The sequence below is a fragment of the Pseudomonas sp. RV120224-01b genome (assembly GCF_003208145.1).
Classification (GTDB): Bacteria; Pseudomonadota; Gammaproteobacteria; order Pseudomonadales; family Pseudomonadaceae; genus Aquipseudomonas; species Aquipseudomonas monteilii.
In genome coordinates, this window is record NZ_QKMQ01000006.1 from 135179 (window position 1) to 159175 (window position 23997).

At 61.1% G+C, this 23997-nt stretch carries 20 protein-coding genes; 7 read left to right on the forward strand and 13 right to left on the reverse strand.

Annotation, left to right across the window (positions count from 1 at the left end; translation table 11 throughout):
• Position 1 precedes the first annotated feature (1 nt).
• From N436_RS12045 to N436_RS12065, 5 genes are all read right to left on the reverse strand, one after another.
• Positions 2 to 751 carry an SDR family NAD(P)-dependent oxidoreductase gene (locus tag N436_RS12045; RefSeq protein ID WP_110741128.1) on the reverse strand — a complete coding sequence of 250 codons (750 nt, stop codon included), beginning with the start codon at positions 749 to 751 and terminating at the stop codon, positions 2 to 4.
• Between the two features lie 49 nt (positions 752 to 800).
• Positions 801 to 1562, reverse strand: a complete 762-nt coding sequence (locus N436_RS12050) for an SDR family NAD(P)-dependent oxidoreductase (RefSeq protein WP_110741129.1) — start codon at positions 1560 to 1562, stop codon at positions 801 to 803.
• A gap of 15 nt (positions 1563 to 1577) precedes the next feature.
• Complete coding sequence (locus N436_RS12055) at positions 1578 to 2936, reverse strand: MFS transporter (RefSeq protein WP_110741130.1); 1359 nt, start codon at positions 2934 to 2936, stop codon at positions 1578 to 1580.
• Positions 2937 to 2992: 56 nt separating this feature from the next.
• Positions 2993 to 3874 carry a polysaccharide deacetylase gene (locus N436_RS12060; RefSeq protein WP_105948566.1) on the reverse strand — a complete coding sequence of 294 codons (882 nt, stop codon included), beginning with the start codon at positions 3872 to 3874 and terminating at the stop codon, positions 2993 to 2995.
• Positions 3875 to 3946: 72 nt separating this feature from the next.
• The gene (locus N436_RS12065; protein ID WP_110741131.1) at positions 3947 to 5308 is read right to left on the reverse strand and encodes an amidase; all 1362 of its coding nucleotides are present in this window, start codon (positions 5306 to 5308) and stop codon (positions 3947 to 3949) included.
• A gap of 301 nt (positions 5309 to 5609) precedes the next feature.
• Here N436_RS12065 and N436_RS12070 point away from each other — a divergent pair, with 301 nt between their 5' ends.
• A complete protein-coding gene (locus N436_RS12070; RefSeq protein ID WP_105948564.1) occupies positions 5610 to 6614 on the forward strand; it encodes a GntR family transcriptional regulator in 1005 nt (334 codons plus the stop codon).
• Positions 6615 to 6817: 203 nt separating this feature from the next.
• On the opposite strand, the gene N436_RS12075 is transcribed toward N436_RS12070, so the two are convergent.
• A complete protein-coding gene (locus N436_RS12075) occupies positions 6818 to 7714 on the reverse strand; it encodes a LysR family transcriptional regulator (RefSeq protein WP_105948563.1) in 897 nt (298 codons plus the stop codon).
• Between the two features lie 92 nt (positions 7715 to 7806).
• Here N436_RS12075 and N436_RS12080 point away from each other — a divergent pair, with 92 nt between their 5' ends.
• A complete protein-coding gene (locus tag N436_RS12080; protein ID WP_105948562.1) occupies positions 7807 to 8817 on the forward strand; it encodes an aldo/keto reductase in 1011 nt (336 codons plus the stop codon).
• Positions 8818 to 8880: 63 nt separating this feature from the next.
• Here N436_RS12080 and N436_RS12085 read toward each other — a convergent pair whose 3' ends face one another.
• Complete coding sequence (locus N436_RS12085) at positions 8881 to 9771, reverse strand: LysR family transcriptional regulator (RefSeq protein WP_105948561.1); 891 nt, start codon at positions 9769 to 9771, stop codon at positions 8881 to 8883.
• A 111-nt stretch (positions 9772 to 9882) separates the two neighbouring features.
• Here N436_RS12085 and N436_RS12090 point away from each other — a divergent pair, with 111 nt between their 5' ends.
• From N436_RS12090 to N436_RS12100, 3 genes are all read left to right on the forward strand, one after another.
• Positions 9883 to 10944, forward strand: coding sequence for a YeiH family protein (locus tag N436_RS12090; protein WP_105948560.1), 1062 nt, complete (start codon positions 9883 to 9885; stop codon positions 10942 to 10944).
• A gap of 148 nt (positions 10945 to 11092) precedes the next feature.
• Positions 11093 to 12466, forward strand: a complete 1374-nt coding sequence (ppnN, locus tag N436_RS12095; RefSeq protein ID WP_105948559.1) for a nucleotide 5'-monophosphate nucleosidase PpnN — start codon at positions 11093 to 11095, stop codon at positions 12464 to 12466.
• A 95-nt stretch (positions 12467 to 12561) separates the two neighbouring features.
• Positions 12562 to 12882, forward strand: a complete 321-nt coding sequence (locus N436_RS12100; protein ID WP_105948558.1) for a DUF2790 domain-containing protein — start codon at positions 12562 to 12564, stop codon at positions 12880 to 12882.
• A 29-nt stretch (positions 12883 to 12911) separates the two neighbouring features.
• On the opposite strand, the gene N436_RS12105 is transcribed toward N436_RS12100, so the two are convergent.
• On the reverse strand, positions 12912 to 14057 hold the full coding sequence (locus N436_RS12105) for a GGDEF domain-containing protein (RefSeq protein ID WP_177410314.1): 1146 nt from the start codon (positions 14055 to 14057) through the stop codon (positions 12912 to 12914).
• A gap of 186 nt (positions 14058 to 14243) precedes the next feature.
• Positions 14244 to 15152, reverse strand: a complete 909-nt coding sequence (locus N436_RS12110) for a LysR substrate-binding domain-containing protein (RefSeq protein WP_110741132.1) — start codon at positions 15150 to 15152, stop codon at positions 14244 to 14246.
• Positions 15153 to 15252: 100 nt separating this feature from the next.
• Between N436_RS12110 and N436_RS12115 the strand changes: the two genes are divergently transcribed.
• The gene (locus N436_RS12115; RefSeq protein WP_105948555.1) at positions 15253 to 16218 is read left to right on the forward strand and encodes a DMT family transporter; all 966 of its coding nucleotides are present in this window, start codon (positions 15253 to 15255) and stop codon (positions 16216 to 16218) included.
• Between the two features lie 14 nt (positions 16219 to 16232).
• Here N436_RS12115 and pssA read toward each other — a convergent pair whose 3' ends face one another.
• Positions 16233 to 17561 (reverse strand): CDP-diacylglycerol--serine O-phosphatidyltransferase, encoded by a 1329-nt coding sequence (pssA, locus tag N436_RS12120; RefSeq protein ID WP_105948554.1) that lies wholly within the window; start codon positions 17559 to 17561, stop codon positions 16233 to 16235.
• Between the two features lie 181 nt (positions 17562 to 17742).
• On the opposite strand from pssA, the gene N436_RS12125 reads away from it, so the two are divergent.
• Complete coding sequence (locus N436_RS12125) at positions 17743 to 18750, forward strand: GlxA family transcriptional regulator (RefSeq protein ID WP_016715689.1); 1008 nt, start codon at positions 17743 to 17745, stop codon at positions 18748 to 18750.
• Positions 18751 to 18879: 129 nt separating this feature from the next.
• Here the strand turns inward: N436_RS12125 and N436_RS12130 are convergent, their stop codons facing one another.
• From N436_RS12130 to katG, 3 genes are all read right to left on the reverse strand, one after another.
• Positions 18880 to 20214, reverse strand: a complete 1335-nt coding sequence (locus N436_RS12130) for an MFS transporter (protein WP_016715688.1) — start codon at positions 20212 to 20214, stop codon at positions 18880 to 18882.
• 117 nt (positions 20215 to 20331) lie between these two features.
• Positions 20332 to 21543: a M24 family metallopeptidase gene (locus N436_RS12135; RefSeq protein ID WP_105948552.1), complete on the reverse strand. Its 1212-nt coding sequence runs from the start codon at positions 21541 to 21543 to the stop codon at positions 20332 to 20334.
• Between the two features lie 154 nt (positions 21544 to 21697).
• The gene (gene katG / locus N436_RS12140) at positions 21698 to 23953 is read right to left on the reverse strand and encodes a catalase/peroxidase HPI (RefSeq protein WP_110741133.1); all 2256 of its coding nucleotides are present in this window, start codon (positions 23951 to 23953) and stop codon (positions 21698 to 21700) included.
• Positions 23954 to 23997: the final 44 nt, after the last annotated feature.

Sequence of the window (23997 nt, forward strand, 5' to 3'; positions counted from 1 at the left end):
CTCACGGCATCACATCGCCCGAATTCGGGTTGAGGGTTTGGCCGACAAACAAATTGCCGCCAGGCTCGCTGGCCAGCAAGACCGCAATGGGCGCCACCTCCTCTGCCCTGCCGAAGCGGCCCAGAGGCAGTTCCTTGGCCTTGGCTGCTTTCCATTCCTGGCTGATGCCATCAACCAGCGGGGTTTCGATGGGCCCTGGTGCAATTGCGTTGACCAGAACGTTATGTTTGCTGACCTCAAGCGCCAGCGACTTGGTGAAGCCGATGACCCCGGCTTTAGCCGCCGCGTAATGGGTAAGCTGGGCGCCGCCCTTGATGCCAAGCTGCGAGGAGACATTGATGATGCGGCCCCATTGCTGTTGCAGCATATGCGGCAAGGCACGCTGACTGGCCACGAATACGCTGGTCAGGTCGACGCGCAGCATGTCGTCCCACATTTCCTGGGTGAGGTCCACGCACGAAGCCTGGGTCAGCATGCCTGCGTTATTCACCAGAATGTCGATGCCGCCAAAGGCATCCACACAGGCATCCACTCCGGCTTGCGCGCCTTCCCTGACACCGACATCAGCGATGCACTCGATGACCAGAACCCCACGGTCCCGGCAGTGGGCAGAAACGTTGGCCAAGCGCTCGGCGTTTCGATCACACAACACCAGCATGGCGCCAGCCTCTGCGTATGCATAGGCGATAGCTGCGCCAATACCGCTTGCGGCACCCGTGATAACTGCACGACGATCGTGTAATGCTTTCATTCTTGTTGTCCTTGTAAGCCGCAAGGCAAGCTTGCGGCTGCTTGAAACGTTATTCAGGCCAGCGGACCGTCAGGCCGCCATCGATGATGATGCTCTGCCCGGTGATGTAGCTCGACTCGCGGCCGCTCAGGTAGCAAACCAGATCAGCCACTTCGCTGGCCCGGCCGACGCGCCCCAGCGGGATACCTTTACCCGCCTTGGCCAAGCCATCCGCGCCCAGCGAGTTCTTGCTGTCGAGCGATTGCGGGGTTTCGATGAGGCCTGGGATAACGGCGTTGCAGCGGATTCCCCTTGCCGCAAGTTCCACCGCAAGCGAGCGGCAAAGGCCCGGCACACCCGCCTTGGCAGCCGCATAATGGCTATGGTCTTGCCAGCCATACACGCCACCGGCAATCGACGAGATCGCGACCATCGCGCCACCTTCGCCCATGTAGCGGCTTGCACTCCTGAAGGTGCGCATAACACCGGTCAGGTCGACGTCGAGCATTTCATTCCACTGCTCATCGGACATCTCCATGAGCGGCGCCTTGCGTAAAAGCCCGGCGTTGGCAATGGCATAGTCAAGTCGGCCGAAGCGTTCGAATGCGGCGCCAGCAATTGCATCGACAGAAGTACTGTCGGTGACATCCATCGGCATCATCAAACACTCGGCACCGGCTTCCTCGACCCTGCGTTGTGTGTACGCAGGATCATGCGGGCCGTCTGCCAGATAGCCCCCCACCACACGAACACCTTTCCTGGCAAAGGCAACTGCAACCGCTGCACCAATGCCGCTGGCGGCCCCGGTGATCAACGCAACAGGTTGAGACATGGTTGACGCTCCTGTTTACTTTACGGAATGGGGTTCTACGTGGCGGGCGGCAAACATCACCACACCCGACAGGAAGCAAGGCAAGGCACCAAACCACAGTGCAGCGCTGTGCCATTCGCCACCGGTCGTCAGCACGCTGGTAATTCCCAGCCCGGCAACGATGGCGCCGATTGGCCCCATGGCATGCACAATCGCGCCGCCCGTGGCGCGAATACTGGTGGGGAAACTTTCGCCCATGAAGAACAACATGGCCGAGTAAGGGCCGGTAAGGAAGAACAAGCCCAGGCTGTACAGCGCGACCACGGTAGTGAGCTGGCTGGGCGCCTGCAGCATGGCGAAGAACGCCACGCCACCGCACATCCAGCCAAGGGCTACGGTGTTACGACGCCCAAGCCGGTCACCGAGCCAGCCGTGGAACAGGTAGCCGATAAAACCAACCAGGTTCGACAACACCAGGATCCACAGAGAGTTCTGGAACGACAGTTGGTGAACACTGACGATGACCGACGTACCCAGAACACTGAACACCTGAATGGCCGACCAGTTGAGCAGGATTGCCAGGCTCAACACTACGGTCGGGCGCAATGCAGCTCCGCGAAACGCCGCAGCAACACCCGCCTTGGCATGTTCGTCGTAATCCACGTGGTATTCGCGCGCCAGGCTGCGCGCAGCAGCGTCATCGCCTGCCTTGCGCAACTGGCTGATACGCTGGTGAACCTGGAACTGCGGGCTTTCCTTGAGCTTGCGAGCCAGCACCGCGACAACCAGAGCAGGTATGGCGGCAAAGATGAAGCAACCCTGCCAGCCAATGTGTGGCAACAGCAGTGCAGTCAGGCCAGCCGCAATCAGCGCGCCCACTGGCCAGCCACTTTGCACCAGGCTATATACGAAGCCCCGGCGCTTGATCAGCTTGGGGTCGGTCGAGGCCGCGTACACCTCTGTCAGGTAGGTCGCATTGACGCCCTCCTCGGCATAGCCAAGGCCGGCGACAGAGCGCACCGCAATCAAGGGTACCTTGCCCATGCCGGCGCACACTGCGGTCAAGGCCGAGCACAACGCCGTGCCGCCAATGGTGAGGATGATGCCGCCACGTCGGCCGATGCGATCAACCAGTGGGCCTACCACGAACGCGATTACCGCGCCGCCGACCGCAACCCAGGTGGCGATCTCCGCCTGCTCGGCCTCACTCCAGGTGAAATGCCCCCCCATGACCGGCAACAATGTACCAAACAAGATGAAGTCGTAAACAGCAAAAACCCAAGCAAAGAAGGCAATCCAAGTCGCATATCTGACATCTCTGGATTCCAGTTGCACCGGCTTCCATGCCCCGGACTCAGTGACGGGCGTCACTGCTGTGGCTTGCGTAGTGGTCATATCGGCATGTCTCTTTTTATGTTGCACTTATGTAACGTGCGGACCGTACTGAGGGCTTAACGCTTGCGCGGGTGACGCCGGATGAAGTCGTCAGCGATTTCATCCATGGTGACGAACTTCACGCCGGCATGGCTTTGCATGTGCTCGATCAAACGCTCCAACATCAGCAACACTTGAGGGCGGCCGGAAACATCGGGGTGGATGGTGATCGGGAAAACCGCGTAGTCATTTTCGCGGTACACCCAGTCGAACTGATCGCGCCACATCTCTTCCAGGTGCCGAGGGTTTACGAAGCCGTGGCTGTTCGGTGATTTCTTGATGAACATCATCGGCGGCAGGTCATCGAGGTACCAGTTGGCCGGGATTTCAACCAGGTCGGTCTCCTCACCACGCACCAATGGTTTCATCCACGTGTCCGGGTGCTGGCTGTAGTCAATCTTTGTCCAGCTGTCCTTGACCCGAACGTAATAAGGATGGAAGTCGTTGTGCATCAAACTGTGGTCGTACTTGATGCCCTTCTTCAACAGCAATTCGTTGGTGACATTGCTGAACTCCCACCATGGCGCCACATAACCGGTGGGTCGCTTGCCAGCCAGCCGGGTGATGATTTCGATCGACTTGTCCAGAACGGCTTCTTCCTGCTCCGGGGTCATTGCAATCGGGTTTTCATGGCTATAACCATGAATGCCAATTTCATGGCCGGCCTGCGCCACCGCTTTCATTTGTTCGGGGAAGGTTTCTACCGAGTGTCCCGGGATGAACCAGGTTGTCCGCAGGTCGTACTTTTCAAAAAGCTTGAGCAGGCGTGGCGCGCCCACTTCACCGGCAAAAAGACCACGGGAAATATCGTCTGGCGAATCCTCCCCGCCATAGGAACCGAGCCAACCCGCTACCGCATCGACATCAACGCCAATGGATACAAGAATTTCTTTCGCCATTCTCTAAACCTCGTTGCTATTCATGTAGTTGTTCAATCAATTGCAGGCATGCACCGCCCGCGCTTCGAGCAGTTATCGTTCAACGCCTCGAACATGAGGCTCGATGGCCAAGGCAGCACGCAGTAACCGCACGTCATCGCCACTGAAGCTGGAAACAAGCAGGCTGGTAGGCATCCCCGCCTCCCCCGTCCCGCTTGGCATCGCAACGCTTGGCATGTCCAGCATGCTGCCCGGCATGGTCAACCGAAGCGTTGCCAGGTTGGTGAGCGCAAACAGCTTCGCGTCCTGTTCCAGGGGCGCGAGCAGTGGCGCTACGTGCGCCACGGTTGGGGTGATGAGGAATGCGCCGTCCAACTCACGTGCAATCTGTTGTTTCAATGCATCAGCGGCTTGATACAGGCGAACCTGCTGGCTCGCCGGGAACGCTCGGGCAGCCTCCAGCCGCTGGCGCACACGAGGATCAAGCTGCTCGGCATCGGGGCTATCCAGAAGCCCCTGGTGCAGGGCAAAGGCCTCTGCGCTGCCAAGCCAACCGATGTGCTCGATGGCATCCAGCGCTTGCGTGAATGCCATCACTTGTTTGTACTCGACCACCGCACCTGCCGATGCCAGGCGAGCAACTGCCGCAAGCAGGTTGGCCTTCACCTCTGGTTGAATGCGCGGATCGTCGAGCAGCTCACTATCGACACACAGTCTCAACCCGGCGACAGGCAGTCCTGGCGCGTCCAATGGCAGGCCACACGGATCGCCAAGCAACAGGTTGTCGACAGCGATGACATCACGAACGCTGTTGGTAATTGGGCCTAGGGCGTCCAGTGAGCGTGCAAGTGGCGTGACACCCACGAACGAATATCGCTTGCCACTGCTTCGATAACCCACCAGGCCATTGAAAGCCGCCGGCACACGTATCGAGCCTGCGGTGTCAGTAGACATCGCGATAGGCACAACACCCTGCGCAACAGCGATAGCGGAGCCCGATGACGATCCCCCGGGAGCGCGCATCTGACCGTTCGAATCAAGGTTCCCAGGGGTGCCGAAATGAGGATTGAGCCCCAGGCCCGAGTAGGCCAGTTCGCTCAGGTTGGTTTTGCCGATGCTTACCAGGCCGCCACGGCTCAGTGCCGTTGCCAGCGCGCAATCGCACATGGCAGGCGGGTTGGACAGGCGTACTTTCGCGCCGGCAGTCGTTACGCAGCCAGCCAGGTCGTAGAGGTCTTTCCAGGCTAGCGGAACGCCATCGAACAGGGACAAGGGTTGCCCTGCTTGCCAACGTTTCTGGGCAGCAGCCGCTTCACGCCGCGCTCGCTCTTCACTCATGCGAATGAACGCAGCAGGTACCCCCTGTGACGCCTGCAGTGCGTCCTCAAGGGCCCTGAGCGGGTCGGACGTTCCATCGGCAAATTTCCGGGCCATGGCGTGGGCATCGGTAAGCATGATCGGCCTCTAAAATGTATATCTTATAAATACATACATTTGTAAAAGCATCGACCGTGCCAAGTCTTCAAACGCAGATTGCGGAAAATCATCGGAGCGCTCTGGCACTAGGGCGACAGGCGCAAGCAACCAATCAGACGCTCGGCTGGCTCGCAAAATGTATGTTTATTAAAATGATCCATTTTGGGATTTTTGGTAACAGCCTGCCCCAAAAACGACCACGCAGCTGTTACCGGCGCGCGATCACATCTCGCCTCACTTATGAGAAACTTACCCGTCACGCTTGATGAGAACAGCCTTGATGTCAGCGACACAGCCAATGGAAGAGCGTACGGCCTCACGCTACGAGACAATCCGCAATACACTGCGCGAAGCGATCCTCGGCGGGCAGGCGATTCCCGGGCTGGTTCTGGTAGAAGGGCCTTTGGCGGAGCTGTTCGGCACAAGCCGTGTACCTGTGCGCCAGGCACTCAACCTTCTTCACGACGAAGGCCTGATCCGCCGCTTTGATGGACGTGGCTTTCTGATCGACCCCGAGGGCACCTGCGAAGCCCCGCTTCGGGTGCCCCTGACGCGCAAGCTGCTTGGCCTCGAACCTCAGGAAGACCTTATCGATTATCGCCCACTGGGTGAGCGCATCTACGACCACCTTGCCGAGACGGTTATCCGCTTCATGGTGTTCGGCCATTACCGCATCGATGAACAGACTGCAGCGCAAGAACTGAACGTCAGCAGAAACGTTGTCCGGGAAGCATTGATGCGGCTGCGTGACAAGGGCCTGGTGGAAAAAGAGCCGTACGCCCAGTGGCTGGCCGGGCCATTGACGGCCCAGGCGGTAAAGCAGGACTACGAGTTGCGCATACTGCTGGAGCCCGACGCCTTGCGACAGGGCATCGAGCATGTGCCTCGCAGCGAACTTGAAAGCATGTTGAAGCGCATCATCACGGCCCAGGAGGCAGGTCGACACGTCCAGCGGGCCGACATTGAGCAGCTTGAACAGGACCTGCATGTAACCTGCATTGCCGGGGTGAGCAATACCCGAATGGCAGCCGTGATTCGCCAGTGCCAGATCCCCATGAACGTCGGGCGAGTACTGCACGAAGCACTGCACACCAGCAATGACGAAGCGATGCTGATTGAACACCGCTTGATCTTTGAAGCCTTGCTTTACGGAACGGTAGAGTCAGCCTGTTCTTGCCTGCGCGACCACATTCTGAAAGCTCGCGAGCGAACCCTTCAACGCCTCAAGGTGCTCTCCGTGCTGCCCGAGCCACAAGTACCCGGTTACCTCCAGCGCATGGCATGACCGGGATGGGTCGGCACAGGCGGCTAAGCACCCTCAGGCAACACGCTGCGGTCAAGCATGAACGCCTGGTCACCCTGCGAGAAATCTCAGCGTTCACACCGTCATCAGGTTGTCGAAATCCCCGACTGTGATGGCTCGATCTGCTGCCTCGATTGGCTCTTTGAGCGTTCGGGTGCATGAAGCCTGTGTCTTTCTCTTCGCCGTCAGGACTGCGGCAGGCGTGCAAACTCGATCAATGCCTGCAGCGGTGGCGGTACGTGACGCCGACTGGGGTAGTAGATGAAGAACTTTTCAGGGAGGGCCTTCCAGCCACTCAGAAGCTCTACCAAATGCCCTTGAGCGATATATTCCCTTGCCATCTCCTCATACACGTAGGCAATTCCAGCACCGTCCTTCGCGGCCTGGATCATCAACGTGTCATCCTCAAGTATCAACGGCCCCGAGACTGCCAGGCGAATCGGCTGCCCCTCAGCCAGGTACTCCCACTTGTATAGTTTCCCGCTGGGAAAGCGCCTGCCAATGCAAGCGTGCTCAAGCAGCATCTGGGGTGTTTCCGGTGTTCCGCGACTCAAGAGATAGCGAGGAGAAGCGACGGTGACGAATGCCTGGGGGGATCCGACCGGGACAGCAATCATGTCCCCAGCGAGGCTTTCGCCGAAACGCACACCCGCATCGAAGCCCTTATCCACGATGTCGCTCAACCCATCGTCAGTCACCAACTCCACGTTGACACGTGGGTAGGCAGCCGTAAATGGCGCAAGTAATGGCGCGATAACGAGGCGAGCAGCAGGTCGCGATACATTCAATCGCAATGTGCCCGTGGGGATTTCCTGCCTGGAGGTCAGCTGATGCAAGGCTTCAGCGACATCGGCCAAAGCGGGGATCAACGTGGCCAGCAGTTGGTGGCCTGCTTCGGTAGGGGTCACGCTACGCGTGGTGCGGTTGAGGAGCCTTACACCCAGCTTGCCCTCCAATGTACGCATTGCATGGCTCAGCGCCGAAGCGGATACCCCTCGCTCGTCCGCTGCTTTTCGAAAACTTTGGTGGCGAGCCACAGCGGCAAACGCGTCCAGATCGGATAAGTCGCAAGGATTTTTCATGAAAAAAATTCAGCAGCTCAAACACAATTACCCATCTTATCGTTGCCAATCACTGGAAGGATACTTTGCTGATTCATCGACGTGAGGTTTCCATGCAAAAGAATCGGTTAGGTACATCCGACTTGCTGATTTCACCAATCGGAATGGGCACTTGGGCCATTGCAGGGCAAGGGTGGGAGTACAGCTGGGGGGCTCAGGATGACGGCGATAGCCTCGCTGCCCTGGAGTTCGCGGTAGAGCGAGGCGTGAACTGGATCGACACAGCAGCAGTATACGGACTTGGCCATGCCGAGACGCTGACTGGGAAATTGCTGCGCCAGATACCCCCATCGCGTCGCCCGCTTGTCTTTACCAAGGGCAGCCTGGTGTGGGATTCGACGACCCGTGAGATCTCCCATTCACTCTCCCCCCAGTCATTGATGACAGAAATCGAGGACAGCCTGCGTCGCTTACAGGTAGAGGTAATCGACCTCTATCAGATTCACTGGCCAGCTTTTCCTGCAGATGGGGATAGCGGGGGCATCGAGGATGCTGTCGCAGCGTTGGCCAAGGCGAAGGCACAGGGCAAAATCAGGGCAATTGGAGTATCGAACTTCGATGTCATACAGCTTGAGCGAGCGCGATCAGTCACTGACATCGCCTCCCTTCAACCGCCCTACTCCGCACTCATGCGCGATGTAGAGACGAAAATCCTGCCTTATTGTGCAGCGTCGCAGGTAGGTGTCATTGCTTACTCAACGTTGCAATCTGGCCTATTGACGGGAAGCATGAGCCGCGAGCGAATTGCACAACTGCCCGATGACGACTGGCGAAAAACGCGCAGCGCGGACTTCCAGGAACCTCGCCTGAGCAAGAACCTCGCTTTGGTAGACGTCATGGCAGATATCGGTGCCAGGCACGGGGTCGGTGCGGCGGCTGTAGCGATCGCCTGGGTTCTGCGTAACCCCGCGGTATCCGGAGCTATCGTAGGCGCACGCCGCCCCAGCCAAGTGGATGGTTTGTTAGACGCCACCAGGGTTTATCTCAGCGAGGCTGAAATACAAGAAATAGCCCCCTATCTACCTCAAGGCATGGGTACCAACGTACCCACCAGTGTGGCTTGATCGAATGTCGGCAGCCCTCTAACGCCGGGATGAGAATGTTGTTGCCGCTATGAAGCCTGTATTTCAGTTGAGTTGATGTTGCCTGCCAACACACAACTCAAGAAACCGCGCGGCCGCCCGTGACGGGGTAGCCGCATGCGGCACCAGAATGGAAAACCGACGCACCAGCGCCTGCGGCGTAACCTGCAGCCGGTGCAGCGCCCCATCTTCATGGCGAATGGACATCGCCGACACAAAGCCAACCCCCATCCCGGCCCGCACCGCCTCCTTCACCCCTTCCACCCCGGCAATCTCCAGCGCCACGCGCATCGCCACCCCCTCACGGGCAAACGCCCGCTCGACGATTTGCCGCACACCCGAGCCGCTTTCGCGCAGCACCAATGGGCAGGCGCCCAGTGACGCCAGGGTCTGCTGATCACTGTCAGCCAAGGGGTGGCCACGCGGCACGATGGCCACGATCTCGTCCTCACGCCACGCCGTCACTTCCGTGCCCAGCGGCAGCTCCTGTCCTGGCGGGCCTTCGATCAGGGCAATATCGACACTGTCCAGGGCGGCAACAATTTCCGCCGTGTTGCCATGTGAAGTGGTGACCAGCACGTCTGGATAGCGCCCGTGGAAATCGGCAATCAGGTAAGGCAGCAGGTAGCTGGCCGGCGTGGTGCTGGCACCGATGCGCAAGGTCCCGCGCTCCAGCCCGCGCATGGCTTCGCGCAGCGCCTGTGCCTGACGAAAGGTTTCACGCAGGCGCTCGGCATGGGCCAGCAGTTGCTCGCCAGCCGCCGTCAGCCGCACACCACGGCCGGCACGTTGATAGAGCGGCTCGCCAAACGCCTCCTGCAACAGCTTGAGCTGGCCGGACACAGCCGGCTGCGACAAATGCAGGGCCTGGGCCGCATGGCTGATGTTGCCATGCTCGGCAACGGTGGCGAACGTTATCAGCTGTTCTGGGGTCATGAATGAAAAATATCAGCTATTCGGATATTTGCCATCCTAAATTACGATTTTTTATAAGCTTATAACCAGATTAACGTAGGCCTTGTCGAAACACCTTTCCGGAGGACTCACATGGCCACGGTTCCGTCCAACCCTGCTTTTGCACCTACCCTCTCTACCCGAGGGCGGCTCAATGGCATCCTGTTCGTCGCGTTGTTCGCGCTCGCGGTCACTCAGCTGGCCGCCATGCCCGCCATCGCCAATCTGGGCATCAGCCCGCTGATCGTCGGTATTGTCGCCGGTGCGCTGTATGGCAACGCACTGCGTGACGGCGTACCGGCTAGCTGGGCGGCGGGTATCAACTTTTCTGCGCGCGGCCTGTTGCGCATCGCCGTGGCCTTCTTTGGCCTGCGCGTCAGCCTGCAGGAGATCGCCGAAGTCGGCTGGTCGGGGCTGATCGTGTCGCTGCTGGTGGTAGCGAGCACGCTGCTGATCGGCCTGTGGTGCGGCATGAAACTGTTCAAGCTGGACCGCGATACCGCCTTGCTGACGGCCGCCGGTAGCGCCATCTGCGGCGCCGCTGCAGTGCTGGCCTTCGAATCGGCACTGCGCAGTGCCCCGCACAAGAGCGCCATGGCAGTCGGTAGCGTGGTGCTGTTCGGCACCTTGTCGATGTTCCTGTACCCGCTGGCCATCAACGCCGGCTGGCTGCACCTCGACACGATGGGTGCAGGGTTGTTTCTGGGTGGCACTATTCATGAAGTGGCCCAGGTAGTTGGCGCCGCCAGTAACGTAAGCCCTGAAGCCACCCATATCGCAACCATCGTCAAGATGACCCGGGTAATGTTGCTGGTGCCGGTACTGCTGGTGGTAGGCCTATGGATCAGCCGTTCGCGCAAAACCGGCCAGGCGCAGGGCAATGGGCGTATCGCCATGCCTTGGTTCGCCTTCGGCTTCCTGGCCCTGGTGTTGGTGAACTCGTTGCAGGTGCTGCCTGGTAGCGTGACCCAGGCGGTGAACAGCCTGGACACCTTTGCCCTGACCATGGCCATGACCGCGCTGGGGATGGAAACCCGCTTCAGCCAGATCCGCCAGGCTGGGCCAAAGGCGCTGGCTACCGGGGCAATTCTCAACCTGTGGCTGGTCGGGGGTGGTTTGGCGATTACACTCGGCGTGCAGAAGCTGTTGGGCTGACTTGAGACCGGGTTGGCTTCTTCGCGGGTAAACACGCGAAGAAGCCAACCCGGTCTCAAGCTTTTTCACCAGCCCTCTCGTTGCCGCCCACATTTCTCGGTATGGTGTTGTCAAAGAAGGATGTTTTACCCGCACAGGAAAGACTTAGATGCCTCAACGCAATGTCATCAATGCATCCGTCAGCCCCAAAGGCAGCCTGGAAACGCTGTCACAACGTGAAGTGCAGCAACTGAGTGAAGTCGGTACCGGTAGCCTTTACACCCTGTTCCGCCAGTGCGCCCTGGCCATCCTCAACACCGGCGCCCATGTCGACAATGCCAAGACCATCCTTGAGGCCTACAAGGACTTCGAGGTAAAAATCCACCAACAGGACCGCGGTGTCCGCCTGGAGCTCCTGAATGCCCCGGCCGACGCCTTCGTCGATGGCGAAATGATCGCCAGCACCCGTGAAATGCTGTTCAGCGCCCTGCGCGATATCGTCTACACCGAAAGCGAACTGGCCAGCCAGCGCATCGACCTGGAAAGCTCCCAGGGCATCACCGACTACGTTTTCCACCTGCTGCGCAACGCGCGCACCCTGCGCCCGGGCGTGGAGCCGAAAATGGTGGTGTGCTGGGGCGGCCACTCGATCAGCACCGAGGAATACCAGTACACCAAGAAGGTCGGCCACGAGCTTGGCCTGCGTAAACTGGACGTGTGCACCGGCTGCGGCCCTGGCGTGATGAAGGGGCCGATGAAGGGCGCCACCATCGCCCACGCCAAGCAGCGCATGCACGGCAGCCGTTACCTGGGCCTGACCGAACCGGGCATCATCGCCGCCGAAGCGCCCAACCCTATCGTCAATGAACTGGTGATCCTGCCGGACATCGAGAAGCGCCTGGAAGCCTTCGTACGTGTCGGCCACGGCATCATCATCTTCCCAGGCGGTGCCGGCACGGCTGAGGAGTTCCTGTACCTGCTGGGCATCCTCATGCACCCGGACAACCACGACCTGCCGTTCCCGGTGGTACTCACCGGCCCGCGCAGTGCCGAGCCTTACCTGCAGCAGTTGCATGCCTTCGTCGGCGCCACTCTGGGCGAGGCAGCGCACTGCTTGTACGAAATCATTATCGACGACCCGGCGGAAGTTGCCCGGCACATGGTCGAAGGGCTCAAAGAGGTCAAGCAGTTCCGCCGCGAGCGCAACGACGCCTTCCACTTCAACTGGCTGCTGAAGATCGAGGAGAGCTTCCAGCGCCCGTTCGACCCGACCCACCAGGCCATGGCCGAGCTGGACCTGCGCCGCGAGCTGCCGCCCCATGAACTGGCAGCCAACCTACGCCGGGCGTTTTCCGGCATTGTCGCTGGCAACGTCAAGGACAAGGGCATCCGCCTGATCGAGGAACACGGGCCGTATCAGATCCACGGCGATAGCGCCGTACTGGACCCACTGGGCCGGCTGTTGCAGGCCTTCGTCGACCAGCACCGGATGAAGCTGCCTGGCGGCGCAGCGTATGTGCCGTGCTACCAGGTGGCGACCTGACCGACCCTTTCTGAAATGTAAGTTTGCCGTCATGCCCCTGTGGGTTGGCCATCGATAGCCTGAGTGCGAGATGACTGACCTACAGAGGTTCGACGATGAAAAGCTTCTTGTCTGGCGGCGTATTGCTGCTGTTGCTGGCTGGCCAAGCGCAGGCCTTTTCCGATAACCGTACCGAGCAACTGCTGGCTGAACACCAACAGGCGGTTTCGGTTTATGCGGCCAAGGCCGGCAAGCCGATGCCCACTGTCGAGGACTATCGCTATGGTATGAAACTGGACATTGCCAGTTTCGTGCGGCAGTCCGGCGACCCCAGAAATTGCGCCATTACGCCAAAGCTGATGACCTTTGAAGACAGCCAGGGGCGCTTGCAGACCATTCGCTACAGCGCGCAGTCACAGTGCATCAACAACAAATAGCTGTTGCTGCTCCTGCTTCCACGCGCAGTCTACTGACTGAGGTCGGCCATAGGCCGTTCGACAAACCGGATACTGTCCCGCCCACTGCGTTTGGACTGGTACAACGCCACATCCCCCTGTTCGATCAATGCCGCCAGGCTGGCCGGTGGCTGGTCGAACAGGTTGGCACCGATGCTCAAGGTGACCGCCTGCGGTGTAGGCACGGTCTTGCTGGCGTACTGCTGGAACTGTTCACGCAACAGCCCACCCAACTCCATGACCCGCTCACTGCTCGCCCCGCACAGCAAGATGACGAATTCATCACCGCCCAAACGCGCTGCCAGCGAGCGCTCGGGCAGTACCGTGCGAATGAGTTCGCTCAGGGCAATCAGCAAGCGATCACCCGCGATATGCCCGTGAAGGTCGTTGACCAGCTTGAAGTTGTCGATGTCGATCAGCAGCAAGGCCCCGGGTTGAGCCGGGCTCACTTCCTTGAAGAAATGCCCGGCCCGCACTTCCAGCGCGCGGCGGTTGTAGAGCGCAGTCAACGGGTCGCGCGCGGCCAGCCGGGCAATCCGCTCCTCGCGTCGATAACGCACGGTGCCGGTCATCGACAAGGCAATCAGCATGATCGCCATCGCCCCCTCGACCAGGGAAATCTGAATGATCAGCCCGCCAAAGGTGGCCAGGTCAATCAAGGTGCCCGGCGTGATCGCAATGACCGCCTTGGCCACGTAGAACAGCCCGTGGAGCAGCAACACATAACGCAGCTGCACCGCCCCCACGCTCAGCGACTTGCCGTGCGGCCGCAACAGGAAGCTGGCCTTCAGCGTCAGCGCAGCCACCAACAGCGAGTTGACCATCAACATCACCTTCGACCACTGCGGCCCCACGGGCAGCAAAAGCAAGGCGAACCACACGACCACGACCAATAACCAGGCCCGCGACAAACGGTCCTGGGTAAAACGCAACACGCCCATCAGGAAAAACCAGTGCGCAACCACCAACAAGCCATTGGCGAACCAGATGCCGATGAACAGCAAGCCGATCCCGCGTAGCAAGGCCAGAACACAGCCGACAGTAATGGTGGCAAAACCTGCACTCCAGAACAGCAAAGAGGTTTCGCGGACGCTGCGCCACTCAATCGCCAGGTACAACGCAGCAGCTGCTGCCAGGGCGACCGAGATGGTCAGCATCGTGGGTGGATCTAGCGCCATATACGCATTGGCCTATCTGGTTAACGAAGAAAAGGCCCGATTGTATGCGCTCGTGATGACTTTTCAGAGGGGCCTTGCACGGTTGCCTGCAAATGATAGCCCAGCCCCTGTCGATGGCCGCGCCCAAGTAATATCATATTGGCATCAAGCCACCGTGCGCACCACTCAAATCGCAGCACGCTCGCCCGCTTCAAGCCCGGAGAGAAAACTTACCAGTTGCCGCCCGTGGGAACTCAGGCGCTCCCAGTCACGGAAACACAAGCGAAGCTCAAGGGTGGCCCAGCTTTCGGCCAAGGCTACCCGGCGCACAGGCAGCTCTTGCTCGGCGCGCACGGCGGCGGTTTCAGGCAGCATGGCGACGCCTGCACGCTGCGCGACCAACTGGGCAATCGCTTCGAAACTCGGCGCACGCACCCGCACCTTGAGGGGCATGGCCAGCTTCATCGCCATTTCCTCGACAAAACGCTGCATCGGCCGCTCACCCGGCAGGCAGATGAACGCAAAGCCCAAGGCATCGACCAGGCGTAACTGCTCGCGCCCGGCCAGTGGGTGGCTGGTGGGCACCAGCATCACCAGCCGCTCGGTGCGAAACGGCAACGACACCACCCCCTCACTGTTCAGGATGCCGTCATACACACCGATCTCGCACTCGTTGGCAATCACCACCCGCAGCACGTCCACGCTCTTGTGCTCCACCAGTTGCAGGTCGACTTCCGGGTAGTCCGCCAGAAACGGCCCCAACACTGCGGGCAACAACGTGCTGTTGGTAACGGTGGACGCCGCCAGGCGCAACGTGATTCGGCGCTCACCCGAAAGTTCTTTCAAGGTGCCTTGCAATTTCTGCGCTTCGGCAAGCACACCGCGTGCCCCCTCAAGCACCAACCGCCCGGAAGGCGTCAGTTGCATGCCACCGGCATTGCGGACGAACAGCGCCAGCCCGCAGCGCTCTTCCAGCAGCCGTAAACGATTGCTGGCGGCCGACACAGCCACCGGGAAAGTCGCAGCCGCCTTGCTCAGGCTGCCCGTGGCAGCGATGGCAAGCAGCAGACGCAGATCCGTCAGGTCGAACGGCATAGCCTTCTCCAGAAACGAACACCCTGTTCGAAAAAAAGCGATTCTAGCGCGTGCGCCTTCTGTTCAGAATAACCCTGTCATTTTCTGCCGCGAGCCCCCCATGAACGCATTACGCAGCCTGATCCAGCGCCAGTTGCAAAGTGGTGCCCTCTACGCCGTGCTGGCGGCACTGGGTTTCAGCTTCAAGGCCATCTTCGTCAAACTCGCCTATGCGGCGGGCCACGTGGACGCCATCAGCTTGCTGGCAATGCGCATGGGGCTGTCACTGCCGCTGTTTGCCTGGCTGGTATGGGCCAGCCGCACTCAGGGCAGCTCGCCACTCAACCTGGGTGACGGGTTACGGGTCGCCTTGCTTGGGCTGCTCGGCTACTACCTGGCCAGCCTTTTCGATTTCTATGGTTTGCAGTACATCAGTGCCGGGCTGGAACGGCTGATACTGTTCACTTACCCGACCCTGGTGCTGGTGTTCCAGGCCATCGCCCTGCGTGAGCGACCAAGCCTGCGCACCTTGTCTGCCATGGGCCTCTGCTACCTGGGGCTTGGCATCGCCTTTGTCCACGACGTCAGCGTCGCCGGGGCTGGCAGCCAGGTGGTGCTCGGCTCGCTGTGGGTGTTCGCCAGTGCGGTAACTTACGCGCTCTATTACTCGGGCACCGGGATGATGCTCAAGCGTATGGGCTCGATGCGCCTGGCCGGGCTGTGCGGCACTGCGTCTTCACTCATGGTGCTGACGCATTACCTGCTGGTGGCACCGGTGGGGCAGTTGTGGCAGCTGCCGGGCGCGGTGTGGGCCAATGCCGGATTGATGGCCGTGTTTTCCACGGTGTTGCCAATCTACTGGGTGGCGCTGGCGATCCAGCGGCTGGGGCCTACCCATACGGCAGCGGTGGGCAACCTCGGGCCTGTGCTGACAGTACTGGCGTCGTGGGCGATTCTGAGTGAAGACATTTCGCTGTATCAGGTCGTCGGGCTGGCGGTGGTGCTGTTCGCGGTGTCGCAGCTCAACCCTCGGAGCAAGAAGCAGGCCGAGGCAGCCTCGGCCGAGAAGGCCAAAGCTGCGGCCTGACGCCCCGGCAAACCTCAGAGCACACGCTTGATCAACGGCTCCAGCCGGCTAAAGCGCAGCCGGCGCAGAAACTTGCGTACTTCCTTGGGATGTTCGGCCTTCACCCCCAGCGCCGCTGCAGAGCCGATTTTTGGCGCGTACCGGCGCAGTTCGTTCAACTCCGCTGCCCGTGGCGCCAGCCACTGCCCCTGTGGGTCATCGATGAGCAGGCCGTTCTCAAGGTCCAGGTTGAACCCGCGCGGGTTCAGGTTGTTGCCGGTCAGCAGCGAATAGCGCTGGTCGACCCACACGCCCTTGGCGTGGAAGGTATGCCCGGGATCGTTCCAGATCCGCACTTCCAGCTGGCCACGGGTAATGGCCGCGTGGCGGCGCCGGGCGAAGGCTCGCAGGTTGTCTTCATACAGATAAGGCAAAGCGCCACTGGCACTGAACGGCTCACCGGGGGCGATGTAGAAGTCGTTGGCCGTGCGGTCACCCACGATCAGCTCAACATGCACGCCCCGCTCCAGCGCATGATCGAGCTCGCGCATCACCACCCGTGGCGGGTTGAAATACGGCGTGCTGATGATGATGTGCGTGCGCGCCGCCGCCAGCAGGGCACACAGCGCCCGGTTCAACGGGTTGCCACGGCCCACGCCCAACAGTGGCACCACCCGCAACCCCTCCCCAGGCACGGCGGCCGGCGCCTCGTACGCCATGCGCCGCAACCGCGCACGCAAGCGCCGGATGTCGCCGCGCAGGCTACGGGTGGCGGGTGGTGCGGGCAAGTCGAGGCGCGGTGTGGCGGTGTGGTGCAGCAGGCGCCCGACGAGGCCGACCATGGCGTCGGCCAGCGCCGGCGACTGGAACAGGTGATAGCGGTCCAGGCGATAACGGTCGAAGCGGTGCAGGTACACGTTGTTCAGGCTGGCGCCGGTGTAGATCACACAGTCGTCGATAATGCTGCCCTTCAGGTGCAACACACCAAACAACTCGCGGGTCTGCACCGGCACCCCGTGAATGACGATATCCAGCCCGCGCAACTGGCGCTGAGCCTGGTACCAGGCGGCGTTACCCGGCTGGCGACCGGCCCCGAGCAGGCCACGGCGGGCACGGAACCAGTCGACCACGATGGTAATTTCCAGGCCCGGCCGCTCGGCCTTGGCCTGGTACAAGGCATCCAGCACTTCCTGGCCGGCCTCGTCTTCCTGCAAGTACAACGCCACGATGACGATGCGCCGGGTTGCAGCACGGATGCGCTCGAACAGGCAGGCGCGGTAGGCCTTGGCATCGGGCAGCACCTGGATCGACTCGGGCGACATGGCGTAGCCTGGCAATGCCGCCAGCATGGATTCGGGGTTCACGAACGATCACCTTCTCTGTGCAATCACTGTCGGCCCTGCCAGCCGGCGGGGCCATTCCTGGTCGCTGCGCCGGGGGTGTAAGATCGACCCGGCAACGACCTATAACAACAAGAACCACGCGAGGCTGTATTTTCTCACTGCCCCTGACGAACTATGCCTCAGCTTGCACAGGAACAGCGCAATGGTCCACCCCGCTTCTGCAACCCCATCGCCGTCTATTGTAAAGAGTTGTTCCGCGAAGACCTTCGGCTTTCTGATTTTGCCCAATTTCACCACCATCGGCCTGGCCTCGGCGGTAGAAACCTTGCGCATGGCCAACCTGGCCGCGCGCAAGCCACTGTTTCGCAGTGTGCTCATCGCAGCAGACGATGCGCCAGTGACGGCCAGCAACGGCATGCGCGTCTTGCCCGACTACAGCATCGCCAACGCGCCCGCACTGGATGCCCTGCTGGTGGTGGGTGCCAACCCCATCGACCGTAGTCGTGGTAACCGCCCGTTGATCGACTGGTTGCGCCAGCTGGCCCGCCAACACATGCCTTTGGGCGGTATCTGTACCGGCAGCTACCTGCTGGCCAAGGCCGAGCTGCTAAAGGGCTACCGCTGCACCATCCACTGGGAAGACTTGCCGACATTGCAGGCACACTTCCCCGGCATCGTGATCTCCAGCCAGCTGTTCGAACTGGACCGCGACCGCTACACCTGCTCGGGCGGTGTGGCAGCCATGGACATGATGCTGCAACTGGTGGCCCGCGAGGCTGGCGGCCAGGACATCGCGGCCAAGGCTGCCGAGCTGTTGCTGTGCGACCGCATGCGTGGCGAGCGCGAGCGCCAGCGGGTGCCGCTGCGCACCCTGTTGGGCAGCGCCCAACCCAAGCTGAGCCAGGTGGTGGCGATCATGGAAGCCAACCTGGAAGAACCGCTGGGGCTGGAAGAGCTGGCCAGCCTCAATGAAGTGACCGTGCGCCAGTTGGAGCGGCTGTTTCACAAGTACCTGCAGCGTACGCCCAGCCAGTATTACCTGGAGTTACGGCTGTCGAGGGCGCGGGAGTTGCTGCTGCGCAGCGATGTACAGGTGCGTGAAGTGGCACTGGCTTGCGGGTTCAGTTCGCCGGCGCATTTTTCCAAGAGCTATAGCCGATTCTTCGGGTTGTCGCCGCTGGGGGAGCGGCGGCAGGCCTCTTTGCATTGATTCAAAGCTGTGTTTTTCGCACCGGCCCTATCGCCGGCAAGCCAGCTCCCACAAGGTCTCCACCGGTTTCAGGACCTGTGTTGTACCTGTGGGAGCTGGCTTGCCGGCGATAGGGCCAGTACAGGCTGATCAATCCTCCAGAGCCGAGTGGGCCGTCTCCCGACACATCAGCATAGCCACCAGCGCCACCAGTGCCGCCGCCAGCAAATACCCCGCCGGTGCCAGCTTGCTGCCCGTCACCTGTATCAGCCAGGTGGCAATGAACGGCGCAGTCCCGCCAAACAGCGCGTTGGCCAGATTGAAGCTCAGGGCAAAGCCACTGAAACGTACTCGGGTCGGGAAAATCTCCGCCAGCAGGCAAGGCAAGGTGCCGTCGTTCATTGCCAGTATCGCCCCGAAGCAAATCTGGATCGCCAGGATCACCACCAGCGGCTGCCCATCGAGCAGGCGGAACAACGGCACGGTCAGCCCCAGGAACAACAGCGACGCCACCACCAGCATGGTCTTGCGGCCAAACTGGTCGGACAAACGCCCCATCAGGAAGATCAAGCCGATATAGGTGGCCAGCGACACCGTCGAGGCAATGAACGAATCCCGCTCGCTCATGCCCATTTCAGTGGACAGGTAGGTCGGCATGTAGCTAAGCAGCAAGTAGAACGCCACGGCGTTCAGGCAGGTAACGCCAATGCCGATGCCCAGGCTGCGACGGTGCTGGCTCATCAGCTCGCGTATTGGCGCCCGCGCCATGCAGGCTTTGTTTTCCAGGCGCTGCTCCATCTCCAGAAACTTGGGGGTGTCCTGCAGGCTCATGCGGATATACCGCCCCACCAGGCCAAACGGCGCCGCCAGCAGGAACGGCAGCCGCCAGCCCCATTCATGCAGGGCTTCGCTGCTGAGCAGCTCGTGCAGTACCGCCACGAATGCCGCACCAAACAGCAACCCCGCTGCCGTGCTGGCCGGCACGATGCTGGTGTACAAGCCACGCCGGCCAGGCGGGGCGTATTCAGCCAGAAACGCGGCGGCACCGGCGTATTCGCCCGAAGCCGAAAAGCCCTGCACCAGGCGGATCAGCAACAGCAGGCAGGGTGCCCACAGGCCGATTTGCGCATAACCGGGCAACAGGCCAATGCAAAAGGTGGATACCGACATGATCAGGATCGACCACGACAGTGCGTTGCGCCGGCCATGACGGTCGCCGAAATGGCCCCAGACAATGCCGCCCAGTGGCCGCACCAGGAACGACAGGGCAAACACTGCAAAGGTGGCCAGCAAGCCGGTGGTCTTGTCGGTTTGCGGGAAGAAGGTGGCGGCGATGATGGTGGCCAGGTAGCCGTAGGCGGCGTAGTCGAACCACTCGACGAAGTTGCCCATGAAGCTGGCCCGGGCGGCCTTGCGCAGGGCCTGGCGTTCGGCACTGAGCGCGGGGCCGTCGACGGTGGATGGGTCAAGTGTGGTGCTGGACATGACGGGTACCCTCTGGTTCTTTTAATTGGAGGCAGGGTCTGGTGGTCATACAGTGATTTTTTTGTTGTCTGGGCTGGCCTCGTCGCGGCTGAAGCCACGACGAGGCACCACCGGTGCTTACTTGCGAATGATGTTGTGCTCCGGCCCATACGGGAACTTGGTGATGTTCTCGGCGCCGCTGTCGTTGACGATCAGGATGTCATGCTCGCGATACCCACCTGCCCCCGGTCGCCCTTCAGGCAGCATGATCATCGGTTCGATCGACACCACCATGCCCGGCTCCAGCACCGTGTCGATGTCTTCGCGCAGCTCCAGCCCGGCTTCGCGGCCGTAATAGTGGCTCAAGGTGCCGAACGAGTGGCCATAACCGAAGGTGCGGTATTGCAGCAGGTCGTGGCGCAGGAAAATCTCGTTCAGTTCACGGGCGATATCGCTGCAGCGCATGCCCGGACGTACCAGCTTCAAGCCGGCCTCGTGTACCTCGACGTTGGCCTGCCACAGGCGCAGGTGCTCGTCCGGGCAGTGGTCGAGGAACAGTGTGCGCTCCAGCGCGGTGTAGTAGCCAGCGATCATCGGGAAGCAGTTGAGGCTGAGGATTTCACCCTTGCCCACGCGGCGGCTGGTTACCGGGTTGTGCGCACCGTCGGTGTTGAGCCCGGACTGGAACCAGGTCCAGGTGTCCATCAGCTCGGCATCGGGGAAGCGCCTGGCAATTTCCCGTACCATCGCCTGGGTGGCATGCAATGCCACTTCATATTCAGGCACTTGATCGCGCAGCGCCTCTACCACCGCCGCACCGCCGATATCGGCCACCTGCGCGCCATGGCGAATCAGCGCCTGCTCCTCGGCCGATTTGATCATGCGCATGCGCATGCAGGGTGCACCGATGTCTACCAACTCGGCCTTGGGGTAGCAAGCGGCGAGCTTGCCGTGGTTCTGCAGGTTGAGGTGGTCATGTTCCACGCCGATGCGCGAGGCCAGCGGCAGGGCCTGCTGGATGGCGACGAAGAAGTTGTCGCGCTGCCAGTCGGTGTAGACGATGTTGTCAGTGCCCACCGTGCGCCGCCAGGGTTGCCCGCCGTCGATATTGGCACTGATCGAGACCACCTTGTCCTGGGTGATCACCAGTGCATAGGGGCGGCCGAACGAGCAGTAGAGAAAATCGCTGTAGTAGTTGACGTTGTGGTACGACGTGAAGATCGCCGCTTCGATGTCCTGCTCGTCCATGTAGGCCCGCAGCCGGGCATGGCGGGCCGCATATTCCTGGGCCGAGAAGGTTGGCTGCACCTTGTCGCCATTGCGGATTTTCAGGGTCTTGGGCATTTGCATGGTCGGGGTTCCTTGTCGTTGTGAGCACGCTGTTCAGGCTTGCCGCCTGAGAAGCATTGCAACAGAACCGACGAGGACGCTTTTGTATCTATCCGACCTGGAATTGGCGGGATGGCCACTGCAAAGGGGGCGCGATGCGCCCCCGGAAACACTGCTACTTCAGGTCAAAGCGGTCCAGCTCCATGACCTTCTGCCACGCGGCCACAAAGTCCCGGACGAACTTGTCCCCCCCATCACTGCTGCCATACACCTCACTCAACGCCCGTAACTGGGCATGCGAACCAAACACCAGGTCAACCCGGCTACCGGTCCACTTCACCTGCCCCGTCTTGCGATCGCGGCCTTCGAAGCTTTCGTTGTCTGCCGAAGTCGCCTTCCATTCCACGCCCATGTCCAGCAGGTTGCGGAAGAAGTCATTGCTCAAGGTGCCGGGCTTGTCGGTGAACACGCCCTGCTTGCTGCCGCCATGGTTGGCGCCCAGCACGCGCAGGCCACCGATCAGCACGGTCAGCTCCGGTGCGGTCAGGGTCAGCAACTGGGCCTTGTCCAGCAACAGCTTCTCGGCCTTGACGCTGTAGCGAGCCTTGGTGAAGTTGCGGAAACCATCGGCCAACGGTTCCAGCACGGCAAACGATTCGACATCGGTCTGCGCCTGGGACGCATCGACACGGCCCGGGCGGAACCCAACGCTGCCACTGTAGCCGGCATCCTTGGCGGCCTTTTCAACGGCGGCGGTACCTGCCAGCACGATCAGGTCGGCCATCGAGACCTTTTTACCGCCATTGTTGAAGTCGGCCTGAATCTTCTCCAGCGCCGCCAGCACCTTGTCTACACCCTGGTTTGCAGCCCAGCCCTTCTGCGGCGCCAGGCGCAAGCGGGCGCCATTGGCACCACCGCGCTTGTCGGAGCCACGGAAGGTCGAGGCCGATGCCCAGGCGGTGGAAACCAGCTCGCCCACGCTCAAGCCCGACGCTAAAACCTTGGCCTTGAGGGCCGCGATGTCTTGCTCACTGACAGTGGATGCCTCAGCTTTGGGCAACGGGTCCTGCCACAGCAGCTCTTCATTGGGCATTTCCGGGCCCAGGTAACGCGCCAGCGGGCCCATGTCGCGGTGGATCAGCTTGTACCAGGCGCGGGCGAAAGCATCCGCCAACTGCTCGGGGTTGTCCTTGAAGCGGCGGGCGATCGGTTCGTAGATCGGGTCGAAGCGCAGCGCCAGGTCGGAGGTCAGCATGGACGGTGAATGCTTTTTCCCCGGGTCGTGCGCATCCGGTACGGTGCCTGCGCCCTTGCCTTCTTTTGGCCGCCACTGATGAGCGCCCGCGGGGCTTTTGGTCAGCTCCCATTCGAAGTTGAACAGGTTGTTGAGGTACTCGTTGCTCCACTTCGTCGGGGTCGACGTCCAGATCACCTCCAGCCCACTGGTGATGGCATCACCGCCCTTGCCGCTGCCGAACGTGTTCGCCCAGCCCAGGCCCTGCAGTTCAAGGCCTGCGGCTTCCGGCTCGGGGCCGACGTTGTCGGCGGGGCCGGCACCGTGGGTCTTGCCGAAGGCGTGGCCACCTGCAATCAGCGCCACGGTTTCTTCGTCGTTCATGGCCATGCGGCCGAAGGTCTCGCGGATGTCCTTGCCCGAAGCCACCGGGTCGGGGTTACCTTCCGGCCCTTCCGGGTTCACGTAGATCAGGCCCATCTGCACGGCGGCCAGCGGGTTTTCCAGGTTGCGCTCGGCCGACAGGTCGCGGTTCTGCTCTTCGCCATGTTTGGCCGGCTCGGCCACCAGGTCGCCCTGGCCTGGCGGCTGGGCCTTGACCTGGTCCTTGCCGTAGCGGGTATCGCCCCCCAACCAGACCTTTTCCGAACCCCAGTACACGTCTTCATCGGGCTCCCACACATCGGCGCGCCCGCCCGAGAAGCCGAACGTCTTGAAGCCCATGGATTCGAGAGCGACGTTGCCGGTAAGCACGATCAGGTCGGCCCAGGAAATCTTGTTGCCATACTTTTGCTTGATCGGCCACAGCAGGCGCCGGGCCTTGTCCAGGCTGACGTTGTCCGGCCAGCTGTTGAGCGGGGCGAAACGCTGCTGACCAGAGCCCGCACCACCCCGGCCATCGCCAATGCGGTAGGTACCGGCGCTGTGCCAGGCCATGCGGATGAACAGCGGGCCGTAGTGGCCGAAGTCGGCGGGCCACCAGTCCTGCGAGTCGGTCATCAAGGCGGTCAGGTCTTTTTTCAGGGCCTGGAAGTCCAGGCTCTTGAACGCCTTGGCGTAATCGAAGTCCGGGTCAGGGCTGGACTTGGACGAATGTTGGTGAAGAATTCTCAGGTTGAGCTGGTCAGGCCACCAGTCACGGTTGGTGGTGCCGCCACCTGCGGTTTGATGGAACGGGCATTTCGATTCGTTCGACATCTGCGGGTACCTTTGGGTCGGTTATCCAGATTTCCGGTCTATGC